The organism is Shewanella sp. MF05956, assembly GCF_059758055.1.
The window spans coordinates 25959-40841 of the sequence record NZ_JCAYNV010000014.1 but is presented as its reverse complement, the minus strand read 5'-3'; the positions used below and the strand labels follow the sequence as shown (position 1 = coordinate 40841).

General features: G+C 41.3%; 13 protein-coding genes. 1 reads left to right on the top strand and 12 read right to left on the bottom strand.

Going from position 1 to position 14883, the window contains the following annotated elements:
• Positions 1-83: 83 nt before the first annotated feature.
• The 9 genes from AC19MX_RS15590 to AC19MX_RS15550 form a co-directional block, all read right to left on the bottom strand.
• Positions 84-1004, bottom strand: a complete 921-nt coding sequence (locus tag AC19MX_RS15590) for an SDR family NAD(P)-dependent oxidoreductase (protein ID WP_160056575.1) — start codon at positions 1002-1004, stop codon at positions 84-86.
• A gap of 56 nt (positions 1005-1060) precedes the next feature.
• Positions 1061-1522, bottom strand: coding sequence for a MaoC family dehydratase (locus AC19MX_RS15585; RefSeq protein ID WP_432400287.1), 462 nt, complete (start codon positions 1520-1522; stop codon positions 1061-1063).
• Between the two features lie 280 nt (positions 1523-1802).
• Positions 1803-3608, bottom strand: coding sequence for an acyl-CoA dehydrogenase (locus AC19MX_RS15580; protein WP_432400286.1), 1806 nt, complete (start codon positions 3606-3608; stop codon positions 1803-1805).
• Positions 3609-3697: 89 nt separating this feature from the next.
• Complete coding sequence (locus AC19MX_RS15575; RefSeq protein ID WP_432400285.1) at positions 3698-4459, bottom strand: SDR family NAD(P)-dependent oxidoreductase; 762 nt, start codon at positions 4457-4459, stop codon at positions 3698-3700.
• 44 nt (positions 4460-4503) lie between these two features.
• On the bottom strand, positions 4504-5538 hold the full coding sequence (locus AC19MX_RS15570) for a phosphotransferase family protein (RefSeq protein ID WP_432400284.1): 1035 nt from the start codon (positions 5536-5538) through the stop codon (positions 4504-4506).
• A 122-nt stretch (positions 5539-5660) separates the two neighbouring features.
• Positions 5661-6872 carry an acyl-CoA dehydrogenase family protein gene (locus AC19MX_RS15565; RefSeq protein ID WP_432400283.1) on the bottom strand — a complete coding sequence of 404 codons (1212 nt, stop codon included), beginning with the start codon at positions 6870-6872 and terminating at the stop codon, positions 5661-5663.
• Positions 6873-6923: 51 nt separating this feature from the next.
• Positions 6924-8048 (bottom strand): NADH:flavin oxidoreductase, encoded by a 1125-nt coding sequence (locus tag AC19MX_RS15560; RefSeq protein ID WP_432400282.1) that lies wholly within the window; start codon positions 8046-8048, stop codon positions 6924-6926.
• Positions 8049-8097: 49 nt separating this feature from the next.
• Positions 8098-8868, bottom strand: coding sequence for an SDR family oxidoreductase (locus AC19MX_RS15555; RefSeq protein WP_432400281.1), 771 nt, complete (start codon positions 8866-8868; stop codon positions 8098-8100).
• A 73-nt stretch (positions 8869-8941) separates the two neighbouring features.
• Positions 8942-9676, bottom strand: a complete 735-nt coding sequence (locus tag AC19MX_RS15550) for a histidine phosphatase family protein (RefSeq protein WP_432400280.1) — start codon at positions 9674-9676, stop codon at positions 8942-8944.
• 305 nt (positions 9677-9981) lie between these two features.
• Here AC19MX_RS15550 and AC19MX_RS15545 point away from each other — a divergent pair, with 305 nt between their 5' ends.
• Positions 9982-10893, top strand: coding sequence for a LysR family transcriptional regulator (locus AC19MX_RS15545; protein ID WP_432400279.1), 912 nt, complete (start codon positions 9982-9984; stop codon positions 10891-10893).
• An 83-nt stretch (positions 10894-10976) separates the two neighbouring features.
• Here the strand turns inward: AC19MX_RS15545 and AC19MX_RS15540 are convergent, their stop codons facing one another.
• Genes AC19MX_RS15540 through AC19MX_RS15530 form a run of 3 tightly spaced genes read right to left on the bottom strand, consistent with a single transcriptional unit; the run spans position 10977 to position 14706 of the window.
• Positions 10977-12116 (bottom strand): HDOD domain-containing protein, encoded by a 1140-nt coding sequence (locus AC19MX_RS15540; RefSeq protein ID WP_432400278.1) that lies wholly within the window; start codon positions 12114-12116, stop codon positions 10977-10979.
• Positions 12113-14104, bottom strand: coding sequence for an EAL domain-containing response regulator (locus AC19MX_RS15535; protein ID WP_432400277.1), 1992 nt, complete (start codon positions 14102-14104; stop codon positions 12113-12115). Before AC19MX_RS15535 ends, AC19MX_RS15540 begins: the two co-directional genes overlap by 4 nt.
• Before the next feature lie 11 nt (positions 14105-14115).
• The gene (locus AC19MX_RS15530; RefSeq protein WP_432400276.1) at positions 14116-14706 is read right to left on the bottom strand and encodes a response regulator; all 591 of its coding nucleotides are present in this window, start codon (positions 14704-14706) and stop codon (positions 14116-14118) included.
• Positions 14707-14883 lie beyond the last annotated feature (177 nt).

Sequence of the window (14883 nt, the reverse complement as noted above, 5' to 3'; positions counted from 1 at the left end):
CATTGTGAGTGGTGTTGTTGCAATCCAATGACACCACTCAACCGAAATCACCCCAGTGACCTCGGAATAATCTAATCAATTTATTATTGCTGTTGCGCTTTCATGAATGCCATGGCTTTCATAATAAATTTTTCACCTTGTTGCGCGCCAGAAACCAAAGCTTTTTGATTATCTTGTGCGGTTAATTTATCCCAATTGTCGCGTACCGCTTCTGGGCTTTGTTTTGCCGTAGGAATAAAACATCCATCGGTTTCAAAAATACTGGCACTAGAATAACCACCGGCGCCAGCACATAAAATAAAGCGATTAGGCGCGTCATCATCACACAAGGTCAGCATGCCCGCGGTGACCGCTTCGGGTGCGAAGGCTTTAACGATTTCTTCTGGCATTAAATCTTCGGTCATGCGGGTGCCTGCTGTTGGCGCTAATGCATTGATGTGAATATTATTTTTAGCACCTTCAAGCACTAAAGTATTCATTAAACCAATCAGGGCCATTTTTGCCGCGCCGTAATTTGACTGACCAAAGTTTCCATACATGCCACTTGAAGAGGTTGTCATCACAATACGGCCGTAATTTTGCTGTTTCATGATTTCCCATACCGCTTTGGTGCAGTTAACCGAGCCCATAACATGTACATCCATAACGACTTTAAAATCGTCTAAGGTCATTTTTGAAAACGATTTATCGCGTAAAATACCAGCGTTGTTGATTAACACATCGACTCGGCCCCATTTGTCCATGGTTTGTTGCACCATGTCTTGCACTTCATCAAAGTTAGCCACGTTCGCACCATGGCTAATGGCTTCACCGCCCATCGCTTCAATAAGGGCGACCACTTCTTGTGATGCCGCTGAAGATGCACCGCTACCATCACGTGCACCGCCTAAATCATTAACAACCACCTTAGCGCCGCGTCTAGCTAGCTCTAATGCATGTGAGCGGCCTAATCCGTTACCCGCACCTGTTACTATCGCGACTTTTCCTGCAAAACTGATTGTCATCTTGATGTCCCCAATATACTGATAATAATGTTGTTATAATGTCTTGATATGGCGATTTACTTAACCATTTGCACTGAAATCCACTCAGCCACTAACGCCGGGGTATCAACCCCTTCGATTTCAATGGTCACTTCTGTTGAAATGCGAAATTGTCCTGGTTTTTTCTCTTCAATCGACAGGGTTTTAGCATGTGCGCGGATACGGCTGTTTACGGTTACTGGCTGTAAGAATCGCACTTTGTCAAAACCGGCATTAAGGCCCATATAGAAGCCATCAATAATCACGCTAAATTCTTCTGCAAAATGCGACAACATAGATAAAGATAAAAAACCGTGCGCGATGGTTGAGCCAAAAGGTGTGGCTTTGGCTTTTTCTTCATCGACGTGAATAAATTGATGATCTAGGGTGCAGTCAGCAAAAAGATTAATTTGCTGTTGATTGATTTGATGCCAATCAGTTGGCGCGGCTTGATGACCGATGTAGTTAGCAATCTCGTTACGATTAATCACTGTTGGCATGTTCCCTTCCCCTTTTGCTTTCGCAATACGATCCATGAATGAAATTTATACGATAACTCATGCTAATTGGGGTTTATCAATTAAACAAATGAATAGTTTTGATACTTAGATATTCTCATAGCTAATAGTTTGTATGTGGGTGATAGGGATTGCAGGCATAAAAAAAGCATTACCTTAAATTGAGGTAATGCTTTCATTTTTAACATTAAAATATACCATTAATACGTTAACTAATGATGAGTTAACCTATCAACAATACTCACTTGTCATCACGGTACGATTAAAACCACTCACTCTGCATGTCAAAACTGGTGCTGTCGGTGTTAATCAAAATGTTTGACCATAAGTAAATTTCGGGTAATTCGAATCGATAGAAGTATTGAGCGGCTTGCAATTTACCTAGATAAAAATGCACATCCGTTTGATGCGGTTTTTCTGCGAGCGCTTTTGTTGCCACAATGCTTTGCTTTAACCACAACCAGGCGACGATAACATGACCAAATAACTCAAGGTATTTAACCGAGTTAGCTAATGCCAAATCGATATTCTTAGTCGCCATTGCACTTAATACCGCTTCTGTGGTGGTGGTCAAGGTTTCAACCGCTTGACTTAATTGAGTCGAATACTCAAGTAAACCAGGATGTTGCTTAGCTTCATCGATGGTTTTCATCATTTCGCTTATTGTCGCCTTAAACCCTTGCATCTTATTCATGGGTACTTTGCGGGTCATTAAATCCAATGATTGGATCCCGGTAGTACCTTCATGAATGGGATTAAGGCGATTATCGCGATAAAACATTTCAACGGGATGCTCGTTTATGTAACCGTGGCCGCCCATCACCTGTATGGCAAGTGAGTTTGCTTTAGGGCCGTATTCTGATGGCCAGGTTTTAATGATCGGAGTTAAAAAATCTAATAGTGTATAGGCGTATTGTCGCTGCGCTTCAGTATCTGCCGTGTGTGAATCGTCACTTAATTGCGTGCCGTATAACACCAATGCCATAGCACCTTCTGCATAGGCTTTTTGTGCCAATAGCATACGTTTAACATCAGCATGTTCAATGATATTGACCATCGGTGATAATGGATCTTTGCATGATGGTAATCTGCCTTGAGGTCGGTTTTTGGCGTAATCAACAGAGTATTGATATCCCGCAACGGCTATTACTGCCGCACCAGTACCCACCATAATGCGGGCTTCATTCATCATATGGAACATGTACTTGAGGCCGCAATGCTCTTCACCAACAAGGTAACCCACTGAGCCATTTTGTTCACCAAAACTCAGCGCGGTAGAGGTTTGCGCACGGCCACCCATTTTATGGAATAACCCCGCTAAGGCGACTTCATTGTCTTTGCCAATAGAACCATCGTCATTAAGTAAAAACTTTGGCACCACAAATAACGAAATCCCTTTCACTCCTTTTGGAGCGCCTTGAATACGCGCCAATACTAAATGAACAATGTTTTCACTTAAGTCGTGATCGCCGCCCGAGATATAAATTTTACTGCCACTAATACGATAAGTGCCATCTTCAGCTTTTACCGCTTTGGTGATCAAATCACCCAGTCCAGAGCCACTACCAGGTTCGGTCATGGCCATCGTGCCCATAAAGCGGCCTTCTCGCATCGGTTTTACCCAGGTATTGATAAGCTCATCGCTGCCATGTGCTTGCAGCAAATTGGCATTGGCAGTGGTGAGCATGTTGTAACCCATGCCCACGCCGCCAGCGACACTTAAAAACGCCCCTGCAGCACTGGCAATAATAGGCGGTAGTTGCATGCCGCCTAAGTCGTAATCTGCAGTGGCCGAACCAATGCCCGATTCAATCACCGCAGTGATGGCAGTTTTAAGCTCAGGCAGAATATGAACTTTTTTGCCGTCAAAAGTCGGTTGGTCAGTATCAAGCTTTTGTCGAATAGGAAGAAAATGTTTTTCAGCAATGGTTTTCGCTGTGTTAATCACTTCATTAAACGTTTGACGATCATGATCCTGGTAACGCTCACGGCTTGTTAACCCTTCACTGTCAAACAGTTCGTACAGCATAAACTCGAGATCGCGTTCATTCATTAATGTAGCTGGCATATTATTCTCTTCTTATCTTATAAAAACTCAATCCAATGACCACAGTCAATCTGACTAATAACTACTGACAATAGCAAAGCAACGGGGATTTAAAATGCAGACACACCACCGTCAACCGCGATGCATTGGCCCGTCATGTAGGTGTTGCCAGGCGACAACATCATTAACATGACTGCGACGATTTCTTTAGGTTCACCTAAACGATTCATAGGCGTGCCGCGCGCCATTTTCTTTTGTTTTTCTTCATCAGCAAAATTGGTGACCATAGGCGTTAACGTAAAGAAGGGGCAAATGGCATTGATACGAATGTTGTCGCGGCCGTATTCAACTGCACCGGTTTTGGTTAAACCAATCACTGCATGCTTAGCCATTGAATAAGCACTGCCTCTGGCTGCCCCGCCTAAGCCGGCCATCGAACTTACGTTGAGAATAGCACCCTCACCTTGTTTCAGCATTTGTGCAATTTGATGGCGCATACCGAATTGAACACCCTTGACGTTAATGGCAAATTGGCTGTCCATAATCGATTCATCAATCATGTGCAGTGGCATAAACTCATGGGCAATACCGGCATTATTGACACCGATATCCACACGGCCAAAATATTCAAGCGCGGTATCGACCATCGCTTTACAAGACTCATCTTTAGAAACATCGCACTTCATCGCGACCACTTCGGCGCCAGTGGCCGCAATATCGTCAGCCACCTTATGTACGCCAGCTTCATTAATGTCACTAATCACGAGTTTGGCACCACGTTTGGCCAGTTCCTGAGAAAGTAATTTGCCAAAACCTTGCGCTGCGCCAGTAATAACGGCAACTTTGCCAGTAAAGTCTAATAATGGATCCATGCGAGTAACTCCTGTAATTGATGGTCTTGTTGTATTTTTTATGATTATTTTGCGCTATGTATTACCTGTAATGCCATTTGTGCTAGCGGTTCCACAAATGATCCCACTTTGTTTGCATGTTCGTTTGATGCATTTCCCTGTGCTGCGCGTTTAGCGACACCTTGAGCAATAGCTGCTAAGCGGAAAAAGCTAAACGCAAGATAAAATGCCCAGTTATCGATGCGATCTATACCCATTCGTTGACAATATTGTGCAACATATTCTTCTTCTGTAGGGATCCCTAAGCTGCCTCGATCAATATCTTTTAAACCATCGATAGTGCCCATGCCTGCAGGCATACGCAGTTGCATACATTGGTACGCTAAATCAGCAAATGGATGACCCAATGTAGAGAGTTCCCAGTCAAGCAGCGCGATAACCTGCGGGCTGTCTTTAGCAAACATCATGTTGTCTAAACGAAAATCACCATGCACTAAACAGACTCTGCCATCATCATTGGGTATATGAGATTCAAGCCACTCAATCAGTTTGTGCATAGCTGGAATAGGCTGAAGTTCGGTGACGTGATATTGCGATACCCAACGGCCCAATTGACGTTCAAAATAGCTACCGGCTTTGCCATAATCGCTTAAACCAACGGCATCGACATCAACACTGTGTAATGCTGCAAGTACCCTATTCATTTCGCTGTACATGGCACCGCGGCGCTCATTTGAATGAATTTCGGCTAGTGATGCACTCCAATACACGGCGCCATCACAAAACTCCATCACATAAAACATGGAGCCGATAATATTGATGTCTTCACAAAGGTGATACACCTTAGCTACCGGTACGTCGCTGCCTTTAAGCGCAGCAAGGACTCGGTATTCACGATCTACAGCGTGGGCAGATTTTAATAACTTACCTGGCGGTTGACGGCGCAGTACATACACGCCCGATTGTGCCGTGACTTTATAAGTAGGATTAGATTGACCACCAGAGAATTTTTCAAGTGTGATTGGCCCAATGAAGCCGTCAACATGTTGCTGTAAATAAGCACTAAGCTGCTCATTATCAATAGAAAATGTATGTGGCATTTAGCAATACTCTTATTGTTAGATTAATGTCGCTGATGCGCTAATGACGCTATATAAACAACATTTTGTTTGCTCAATTAAATAGGCCGACACGCCCCAGCGTATGTCGGCCTAATGATGGTTTATTGACTGATTTTTTTTACTAAATCACGCCCAAGTTGCATCATGTGTACTTGATCTGGACCATCCGCTAAACGAAGCGTACGCTGACCGGCCCATGCATGCGCTAAAAAGGTATCCTGGCTGACACCCACCGCGCCATGGCATTGAATGGCACGGTCAATCACATCAAGTGACATGCTCGGAGCAACAATTTTAATCATCGCAATTAAGTCTTTAGCCGCTTTATTACCATCGGTATCCATCTTTTGCGCTGCTTTTAAGGTCATTAAACGCGCTTGTTCAATCTGGCAAGCCGACTTGGCAATGTCTTCACGCACAGATTGTTGTTTGATCATCGGTTGACCAAATACAATTCGTTCGCTCACACGCTGACACATTAAATCTAATGCACGCTGTGCAATACCCACTGAACGCATACAGTGATGGATACGCCCAGGGCCTAAACGACCTTGCGCAATTTCAAAACCTTTGCCCTCGGCAACAATAATGTTGTCAACTGGCACACGTACATCGGTAAAGGTCACTTCAGCATGGCCTTCTGGCGAATCGTTATAGCCAAATACTTGCATCGGCCTAACCATTTTCACCCCCGGAGTATTCATTGGCACGAGCACTTGGGATTGCTGAATATAACGATTGGTATTGTCAGGGTCAGTTTTGCCCATCACGATCATGATTTCGCATTGCTTACGACACGCTCCACTAATGTAAAACTTACGGCCGTTAATGACATACTCGTCACCATCACGCACGATGCTTAATTCGATATTAGTTGCATCACTTGAGGCCACTTCAGGTTCTGTCATGGCAAAGGCTGAGCGAATTTTGCCCTCAAGCAGCGGCTCTAACCACTGCTTTTTTTGTGCTTCGCTACCATATTTTGCTAATACTTCCATGTTGCCGGTATCCGGCGCGGCGCAGTTAAACACTTCTGGCGCCCACATCACTTTGCCCATAATTTCGGCTAAAGGTGCATATTCTAAATTGGTTAACCCGCCACTGTATTTGCCATAAGCCACCGGTAGAAATAGATTCCATAAGCCTTGCGCTTTCGCTTTAGCTTTAAGCTCATCCATTAACGGCGGTGTTGACCATGGGTCTTGTGCAACTTGTTGATGCATTTCGTCTTCATGCGGATAAACATGCTCATCCATAAACTGGCTAACTTGATTAATTAAGCCTTGAACTTTTTCACTGTATTCAAAATTCATATTGTGACCTTTTGATAAATGGAGTGCGTTTTAATCGGGAGAAAAGTCGTGTTAACTCAACGACATTAATGATTTTTTATTGAATGGCTTAATCTCATCAATCGCATTGGTTTTAATTTTATTAACCCACTGCGGATCAACCAATAACGCTCGGCCGATACCGACTAAATCAAATTCGTCATTATTTAAACGCACTAATAATTCATCAATACCGGTTGGGTTTGAAGTACCAGACAAATCGGCATTACCTTCGCCAATAAAGTCATTGTCCAGGCCAACATTACCGACAGTGATCACAGGTTTGTTAGTCAGTTTTTTGGTCCAACCAGCAAGGTTTAAATCAGAACCGTCAAATTCAGGTATCCAAAAACGACGTGTACTGGCATGGAAGATATCAACACCGGCATCACTTAATAAACCTAAAAATATGGCTAACTCTTCAGGGTTTTGGCACAGTTTTGCGCTGTAATCTTGTTGTTTCCACTGAGAGAAACGGAAGATAATGGTAAAATCCTCACCTACGGCTGCACGGATTGCTTTAACGATTTCAACACCAAAACGGGTGCGATTTTCTAGCGAGCCACCATATTGGTCGTCGCGTTGGTTAGTGCCTTCCCAGAAGAACTGATCCACTAAGTAACCATGTGCGCCATGCACTTCGATGGCATCAAAGCCAATGTTCTTTGCATCGAGCGCAGCTTGTGCAAATGAGGCGACCACTTCATCAATGTCATCCTGTGTCATGGCAACGCCATTTGATGCACCAGGTTTGTACAAACCCGATGGGCTGTATGCCGGCATTTCTTTATCAGGACCCACTCCAGGTTTTCTTACCGCGCCAACGTGCCAAAGTTGTGGTGCAATTTTGCCACCTGCAGCGTGTACTTCATCGACGACATGCTTCCAACCTGCTAAGGCTTGCTCACCAAAAATGGCCGGCACATTTTCATAACCGTTGGCGGCTTTATGCGAAATAAAAGTGCCTTCAGTAATAATTAACCCTACGTCGCCTTCAGCACGGCGGCGGTAATATGCGGCAACCTCAGCATTGGGGATATAGTTTGGTGAAAAGGCACGGGTCATCGGTGCCATTACGGTTTTGTTTTTAAGCGATAAAGATTTATTTGAAAACGATTCAAATAGCTTGTTGATGCTGGTGTTTTGAGTGCTAGACATTATAAATTCCTATCGAGATATTCGTTTTATTTTTTGTATTTTTAAAGCATTAACCAATCAAATAGCCACCATCAACATTGATGGCAGTACCTGTGGTGTAACTTGATGCGTTTGAGGCAAGATACAACACGGTACCTGCCATTTCGTCAGGCTGCGCGACGCGCTTCATCGGCACGTGATGCATCATTTGTTTTAAAATAGCTGGGTTATCAACGAGTGCTGAAGCAAATTTGGTGTCGGTACCGCCAGGGAGTAAGGCATTAACACGAATATTAAATTGGGCACATTCTTTGGCGAAAGCTTGAGTCATTGAAATAACCGCTGCTTTGGTGACGGAATAAATGCCTTGATAATCACCCGGGATCACGCCATTAACCGAAGCGACGTTAACGATTGAACCGCCGCCACTGGCCTTCATTAATCTGGCACCGTTGGTCGACATAAAGAAGTAACCGCGAATGTTTACATCAACAGTTTTTTGAAATGCGGCCAAATCAGTATCAATAATATGACCAAAATAAGGGTTGGCTGCAGCATTGTTAACCAAAATATCTAGCTTGCCATGTTGCTTTGTAATCGCTGCAAAAATGGCGTCAATTTGCGCTAACTCACCAATATGACATGCAATAGCTTGTGCGCTTCCACCGGCTTTGATTATCTCATCAACCACGGCCTGACATGCGTCAATTTTTCGGCTCGATACAATGACATGCGCCCCATATTGGGCTAACGTTTTAGCGACACTCTCACCAATACCACGGCTAGCACCTGTGACTAACGCGACTTTCCCTGTTAAATCAAATAAATTAGCAGTATTCATTTTTTATCCTTGTTGTATTGAGGTTCTAATTCAACAGCAGCATTAACGAGGCGTTGAAAGTGTGAGTTTATGCTTATCTAAAGGTAATCCATTCATCGCCCATTACTTCTAAATGACTGTAGTTGTTGAAGTAATCTACACTTAACATATTTTCCGAAAACAACAGTTTCGTCACACTGGTATTTCTGGTTTGTTGATTAATCGCCAATGTTTGCTGGTCGCTTAATTGCAATATGTGCTGCATTATTGTCGAAATGGTGCCGCCAGAGGTAAACACCAAAATATCTTTAGGTTGCTTTGCATCATTGGTGGTGTGTGTGAGTACGCGTTTTTTTGCCAGTTCTTGTTCAATAATATTCTGCAATGCACGAATACAACGGCTTTTAAACTGCGGCCAACTTTCTTTGTATTCCAAATCATGCTGGCCACTCATCCAACGATTTAATGCCTGATAAAATTCTTTGTGAAGCACTTTATTGGGTTCGTCAAACTGCTGAAGTGTTTCATTTTTTTCAGCAAAATGAAGCCATTCACCATTAAATTTTTGCAAAATATCAACGTGGTCAAATTCATTAAACCCCGAATGGATAACCATCGGAGTGGTGTTAATGTCTAACCCTTTAGCAAAATGACTTAACGTTTGGCCATGGCGTAATAAGTCACCACAATAAAATTTGCTTGGCTTAACTCTTGTGCGCCAATATTGACCCAGCAAGGAAGCTTGCTCACAACCTTTGTCTGATAATTGGTCATAATCGGTACTGCCAAAAGAAGCTTGTCCGTGTCTAATCAAATATATCGCAGCCATTGAGTGTCTCTAACGTTATAAAAATCATGACTTGAACAACATCGTGTTAGGTAATGCCAATAACTAAAACCAGTTACACGTGAGTTGCCGTTTAGATCCTGCACATTCACTACTGCGATTGCTTACAACAAGGTTAAGCTGAATAATTAACCGGATCCGAATCTACTTGACTATGCTAATCCCAAGTTCTAAATTGAACAAATGAATAGTTCTAATATCCTACTATTAACCATTTAAATAGTACGGGATGAATAAAAAGCATATTGGATAGGTGCGGTATTACGACTTAATTCAATGGAGTGAATATGAAAATTGATTTGAATTTGTTTGTAGTTTTTGATGCCATATATTGCGAAGGAAATATCACCAAAGCGGCATCGGTACTAAATTTGTCACAACCGGCTGTGAGTCACTCATTAGGTAAATTACGCAATCATTTCGATGACCCTTTGTTTATCCGTCAGGGTAACGAGATGCGCCCGACTCCCGTTGCAAAAAATGTCATTGATGATGTCCGAGAAGCACTGCACCAATTACAAGTGTGCCTGGTACAATCAAGACAATTTGAACCTCTTACCTCTCGCAAAAGCTTTTCTTTGTCTTTACACGGATCATTAGAGCCTTACTATTTACCCATTTTGCAAGAAAGCTTATCGGTAGAATCTCCTGCAATTCATCTCAACAGTAATAAGCGGGTTAACCGTAGTGAGTTAGAAAACAAATTAGCCAGCGGTGATATCGATTTAGCCATCGATGCTTTGATCCCTGTGAGTAATAATATTCGTCACACGCAACTGCAACTAGATGAACTCGTGGTTGTTGCACGTAAAGGACATCCCGCGTTGACACATAATTTAGATTTAGAGACCTACTTAGCATTAGATCATGTTTTGGTTTCTTCGCGTTCGACTGGGCCTGGTATGGAAGATTTTGAGTTATCGAGAATGGGTTACCATCGCCGCATATCACTACGATGTCAGCAAGCCTTATCAGCATGTAAGGTAATATTAAACAATGACATGCTATTAACTCTACCAAAGACTGCTGCAATGATGTACAGCGAAATGTTAGATATTGCGGTATACCCTATGCCGGTAGAATTACCCGATATAGGCGTACATTTATATTGGCATGTAAATGTTGATAAAGAACCTGCCAATAAATGGCTGAGAAATAAAATGATTATTGCAGCGTCTAATGCTCAAAGGCAGTCATAGTACTGATAGCGCTGAACTTGTGTTTAAATCAATTGCGATGAGTTGCAATTTGCAGCGTTGAATCATTTAAATACTAAACAAGATTATAAGTTTTCGCCGATCCAATCGACGATTTTTGTGTCCACAACCAGGTTTTTGAGGCTCTCTTTTTCAGTGTGTTCCAATTTACATAAGAGCTTCAATTTGACTAAATACAAAATTAATCCCAGTTTATCTTCGTTATCTTCTTGAGCATGAAAATCTGGGTTATCTTGCATTAAAATCACTTTGCAAAGATCAACTGAAAATCCCCATAACGTCAAGATATAAACGGTAAGAATACTGGCATCTCTTAGCACAAAAAACTGCTTATCATTGTCTGATGAATTGATATATTCATCAGATTCAGCAATAAGTGCTAGTTGACCAATACCGGTTAATAATGCCGCCATTGAAACAATATCGAGCATGGCAGAATTAAAGCCAAGTGATTTACTCAATTGCCTAGATTGATTAGAAAAATTAAATGCCCACTCATTGATTAATCTATGTAAATTGGAAGGTACTTTGGCAACAAGACAATCACCGACCGCCATTGATATCACAATGGTTTCAGTCATCTTTAATCCCAATCGTTTAATTGCTTCTTCCAAAGACACAGTTTGCCGGCTGTATCCTAAAAATGCGGAATTGGCGATTTGGATAATTTTAGCGGCAATAAATGATTCTTGAATGATAAGTGCTGCAGCTTGTTCAATATCTACATCGTCAGAGGTAAACAATTGATGCAACTCAGTAACAATTGTAGGTAAGGCAAAATAGTAACCTATTCGACCAAATTTATTGCGAGTTTCTAGGTTAAAATTGAGTGCATCTAAACGTTCTATACATGAAAAAACATGGTTTAAATCGTCAGCAGAAAAAGGTTTTTTTAACACAAAATGGGTAATGGCACTGACTTTGGTGACCACATCTTCACCCGTATCACCTGTTAGTAATACTCTAACCGCAGAAGGAATGATATTGGCAATCTCTAGCAGTACTTCATCACCATTTTTTTTTGGCATTAAGTAGTCACAAAAAACCACGTCTGGAATCACCCCCTCTGGCAGTGCTGATTGCCAATCGTTGCAATGTTCGCAAAGGTAAAAATCCCAATCGGGTTTGGCTCTGCGTGCTGTGCGTTGTAATGCTTTAAGCATAAACACATCGTCGTCGATAAACAGTGCCGTCAATTTTTTCATATTTTCCCCATTACAGAAGCAATAGACACATCTGCATTAGAAATCAACGCAGTAAAATGATCTTCTGCCTGAGGTCTGGCAATGATAAACCCTTGAATAACATCGCACTTAAGTTTTTCTAACACCTTGATTTGTTCAATCTGTTCGACACCCTCTACCACAACTTGCATACCTAATTCATGGGCCATACGAGTGATACTCCCCACCATGCTTTGTGTATTTAAATTGTGCACAATATCCATAATAAGAGACCTATCTATTTTAAGCACGTCAATGGGCAGCTTAGACAAGTAAGATAAAGATGAATAACCTGTACCAAAGTCATCCATTGCAATACTGATCCCTGCATTTTTAAGGCGTCTTAGTTTCTCTGCACTTTCTTCTATATTATCCACGAGCCAGGATTCTGTCAGTTCAAATTCAAGTCGTGACATATCAATATCAAACCTCGCTAATAATGCTTCAACTCGCGGAATAAAATCAATTTGTGACAATTGCTTGCCAGACACATTAATCGCAACTTTATCAAGATTGATACCTTTTTTAGTCCAATTTGAAATCGCTATGCATGCACTTTCTATCACCCAATAACCTAACTCAATAATTTGACCTTCTTGTTCAGCTATCGGAATAAATACCCCTGGAGATACGTTACCCAGTTCAGGATGGTTCCAGCGCAATAGCACCTCACAGCTACAAATCTTTCCTTTATTTAAATCAAATTTAGGCTGAAAATGTAAAAATAATTCATCATTTTCTACAGCATGAAATAAGGCTTTACTGATAAGTAACTGATTACGTTTTTGCTCAATCATTGAGGCATCATAACGCATAAAAAAATTAGATTGTGAAGATCGATATAACCGGTTAGACATTAATACATTATTAAGTAACTGTTGTGCACTTTCACCATCTTCGTGGGCTATACAGTAGGTAATCACAAATTCAACATGCACAGATTTATCGGAAAACCGACTCGTATTAAACGGTTCAATAAAATCTGTAAGTTGTTTATGTAAATCTAGTTCTGATTTGTAATTATCTAATAGTAATACAAAATGCTCGTCGCTTAAAAATGACAACGAAGCTTGAAATTGTTTAGATTGGCTTAACATTGTTGATGTAATTTCAGCAAATAGGGCTTCGCTCGCTTGCAAGCCCATCATATCAGTCCAATAGTTATAGTTTTTTAGATGAATAGCAATCATGGCAAAATGGGTATTGGATTTAATCAGCCCATCAGCAGTTGTTATTAATTCATTTTGGTCTAAAAATGCTGCTAACTGTTTTCGATTAGACACCGCCCCGTCATTTTTATTTACAAAATGTAGCTCGAAAAAACGCGAGTTATCCGTGGCAATCTTTAGTAATAATTCAACATCTTTACCTTGACGATTTTGCAGAGTGACTGTTTGTAAGTCATCTTCAAACAATTTGTTAACACAATTATCAGTGCAATAAGGAAAGGCATCTGACAATAAAATAGTGTGTTGAGAAAAATCAAATAATTGTTTCGCAACGCCATTAACTTGCCCAAATTGGCCATTGGGGTGTAACTCGACGAGTGCCTCTGCAGTATTGGACATGAGCAAGTTTACTTGATGTTGATGTGAACGATTGTGATAAGTACTAAATGCTTCTTTAACTTCAGTAAATAGCGCCTGCTCGTCCCAGGGTTTTTGTAAAAAACGAAATGCAGTCCCGGAGTTAATTAAAGCGACTACAGAATTAAAATCTGTATAGCCACTGAGGATCATACTAATAGTGTCTGGATACAGATCCTTAATTGCCCCTAATAATTCCGCCCCATTCATTATCGGCATTCTAAAATCTGAAATAACCACGTGACACGCATATTGCTGCATGATGCTAAGGGCTTCTTCGCCACTATTTGCTTTAAAAACTTGATATCCTGCGCGCGTCAGCACTCGACTCAATGCACGTAAAATAGCAACTTCATCATCTACAATTAGCAGCTTGTTAATCATGTTATTCCCACTTACTTTAATAAGTTATTAATAGTCGATATTAATTGTGTGTTTTCAAATGGCTTTGGCAGTACTGCATTAGCACCTAACACCAACGCTTTTTGTAACTCGGTATCAGATAATCCTGAAATAACCACAATCTTAATATCTGCAATCTCTGGTTGCGCACGAATAAACGTCAGTACGTCGAACCCATCAAGTCCTGGCATTGATAAATCTAAGGTGATCAAGTTTGGTTTGTCACGTAAGACTTTTACCCCTGCCTGAAAACCATCAGTCGCAGTATCGATAACATAGCCACCTTTTGCTAGCACTCTGCGTATCGCATTGCGGATCTCAGTTTCATCATCAATAATCAAAATTCGCTTATTCGATGTTGTATCAACGGCTTCTTCATCTTGATTGGTGTTGCTTAGTAACTCTGTTGGCATTGGCATGTTTTGCGTTTGCAAAAATAAAATAAAATCACTTAACAACACACGATAATTACCACGCCCAGGGAGTTTATGTCCCTTAAGTTGCCCTTGAGCTATCCAACGACTCACTGTCCTTTGGTGTACATCACAATATAAGGCTATTTCGCTCGGTTTTAACGTTTTCATGTTTGGTCTTAATTTGCAACGCTTGATTATTAATCATTTATAGCATAGATTAATCAAGGAGACAAATAGGACATATAAGACTTTTGAGACGTAATGACTGTGGTATAAAACCTATGACAAAATTTTTGATAGTCGATTTTGTTTCACTACATCGTAAACGGATAAAACAGTTACAAC

Excerpts from the sequence above, each read along its gene's own strand:
- AC19MX_RS15560 (WP_432400282.1), bottom strand. The coding sequence starts at position 8,048 with ATGTCTAGCACTCAAAACACCAGCATCAACAAGCTATTTGAATCGTTT.
- AC19MX_RS15575 (WP_432400285.1), bottom strand. The coding sequence starts at position 4,459 with ATGGATCCATTATTAGACTTTACTGGCAAAGTTGCCGTTATTACTGGC.
- AC19MX_RS15530 (WP_432400276.1), bottom strand. The coding sequence starts at position 14,706 with ATGAAAACGTTAAAACCGAGCGAAATAGCCTTATATTGTGATGTACAC.
- AC19MX_RS15535 (WP_432400277.1), bottom strand. The coding sequence starts at position 14,104 with ATGATTAACAAGCTGCTAATTGTAGATGATGAAGTTGCTATTTTACGT.
- AC19MX_RS15550 (WP_432400280.1), bottom strand. The coding sequence starts at position 9,676 with ATGGCTGCGATATATTTGATTAGACACGGACAAGCTTCTTTTGGCAGT.
- AC19MX_RS15570 (WP_432400284.1), bottom strand. The coding sequence starts at position 5,538 with ATGCCACATACATTTTCTATTGATAATGAGCAGCTTAGTGCTTATTTA.
- AC19MX_RS15585 (WP_432400287.1), bottom strand. The coding sequence starts at position 1,522 with ATGCCAACAGTGATTAATCGTAACGAGATTGCTAACTACATCGGTCAT.
- AC19MX_RS15565 (WP_432400283.1), bottom strand. The coding sequence starts at position 6,872 with ATGAATTTTGAATACAGTGAAAAAGTTCAAGGCTTAATTAATCAAGTT.
- AC19MX_RS15555 (WP_432400281.1), bottom strand. The coding sequence starts at position 8,868 with ATGAATACTGCTAATTTATTTGATTTAACAGGGAAAGTCGCGTTAGTC.
- AC19MX_RS15540 (WP_432400278.1), bottom strand. The coding sequence starts at position 12,116 with ATGAAAAAATTGACGGCACTGTTTATCGACGACGATGTGTTTATGCTT.
- AC19MX_RS15545 (WP_432400279.1), top strand. The coding sequence starts at position 9,982 with ATGAAAATTGATTTGAATTTGTTTGTAGTTTTTGATGCCATATATTGC.
- AC19MX_RS15590 (WP_160056575.1), bottom strand. The coding sequence starts at position 1,004 with ATGACAATCAGTTTTGCAGGAAAAGTCGCGATAGTAACAGGTGCGGGT.
- AC19MX_RS15580 (WP_432400286.1), bottom strand. The coding sequence starts at position 3,608 with ATGCCAGCTACATTAATGAATGAACGCGATCTCGAGTTTATGCTGTAC.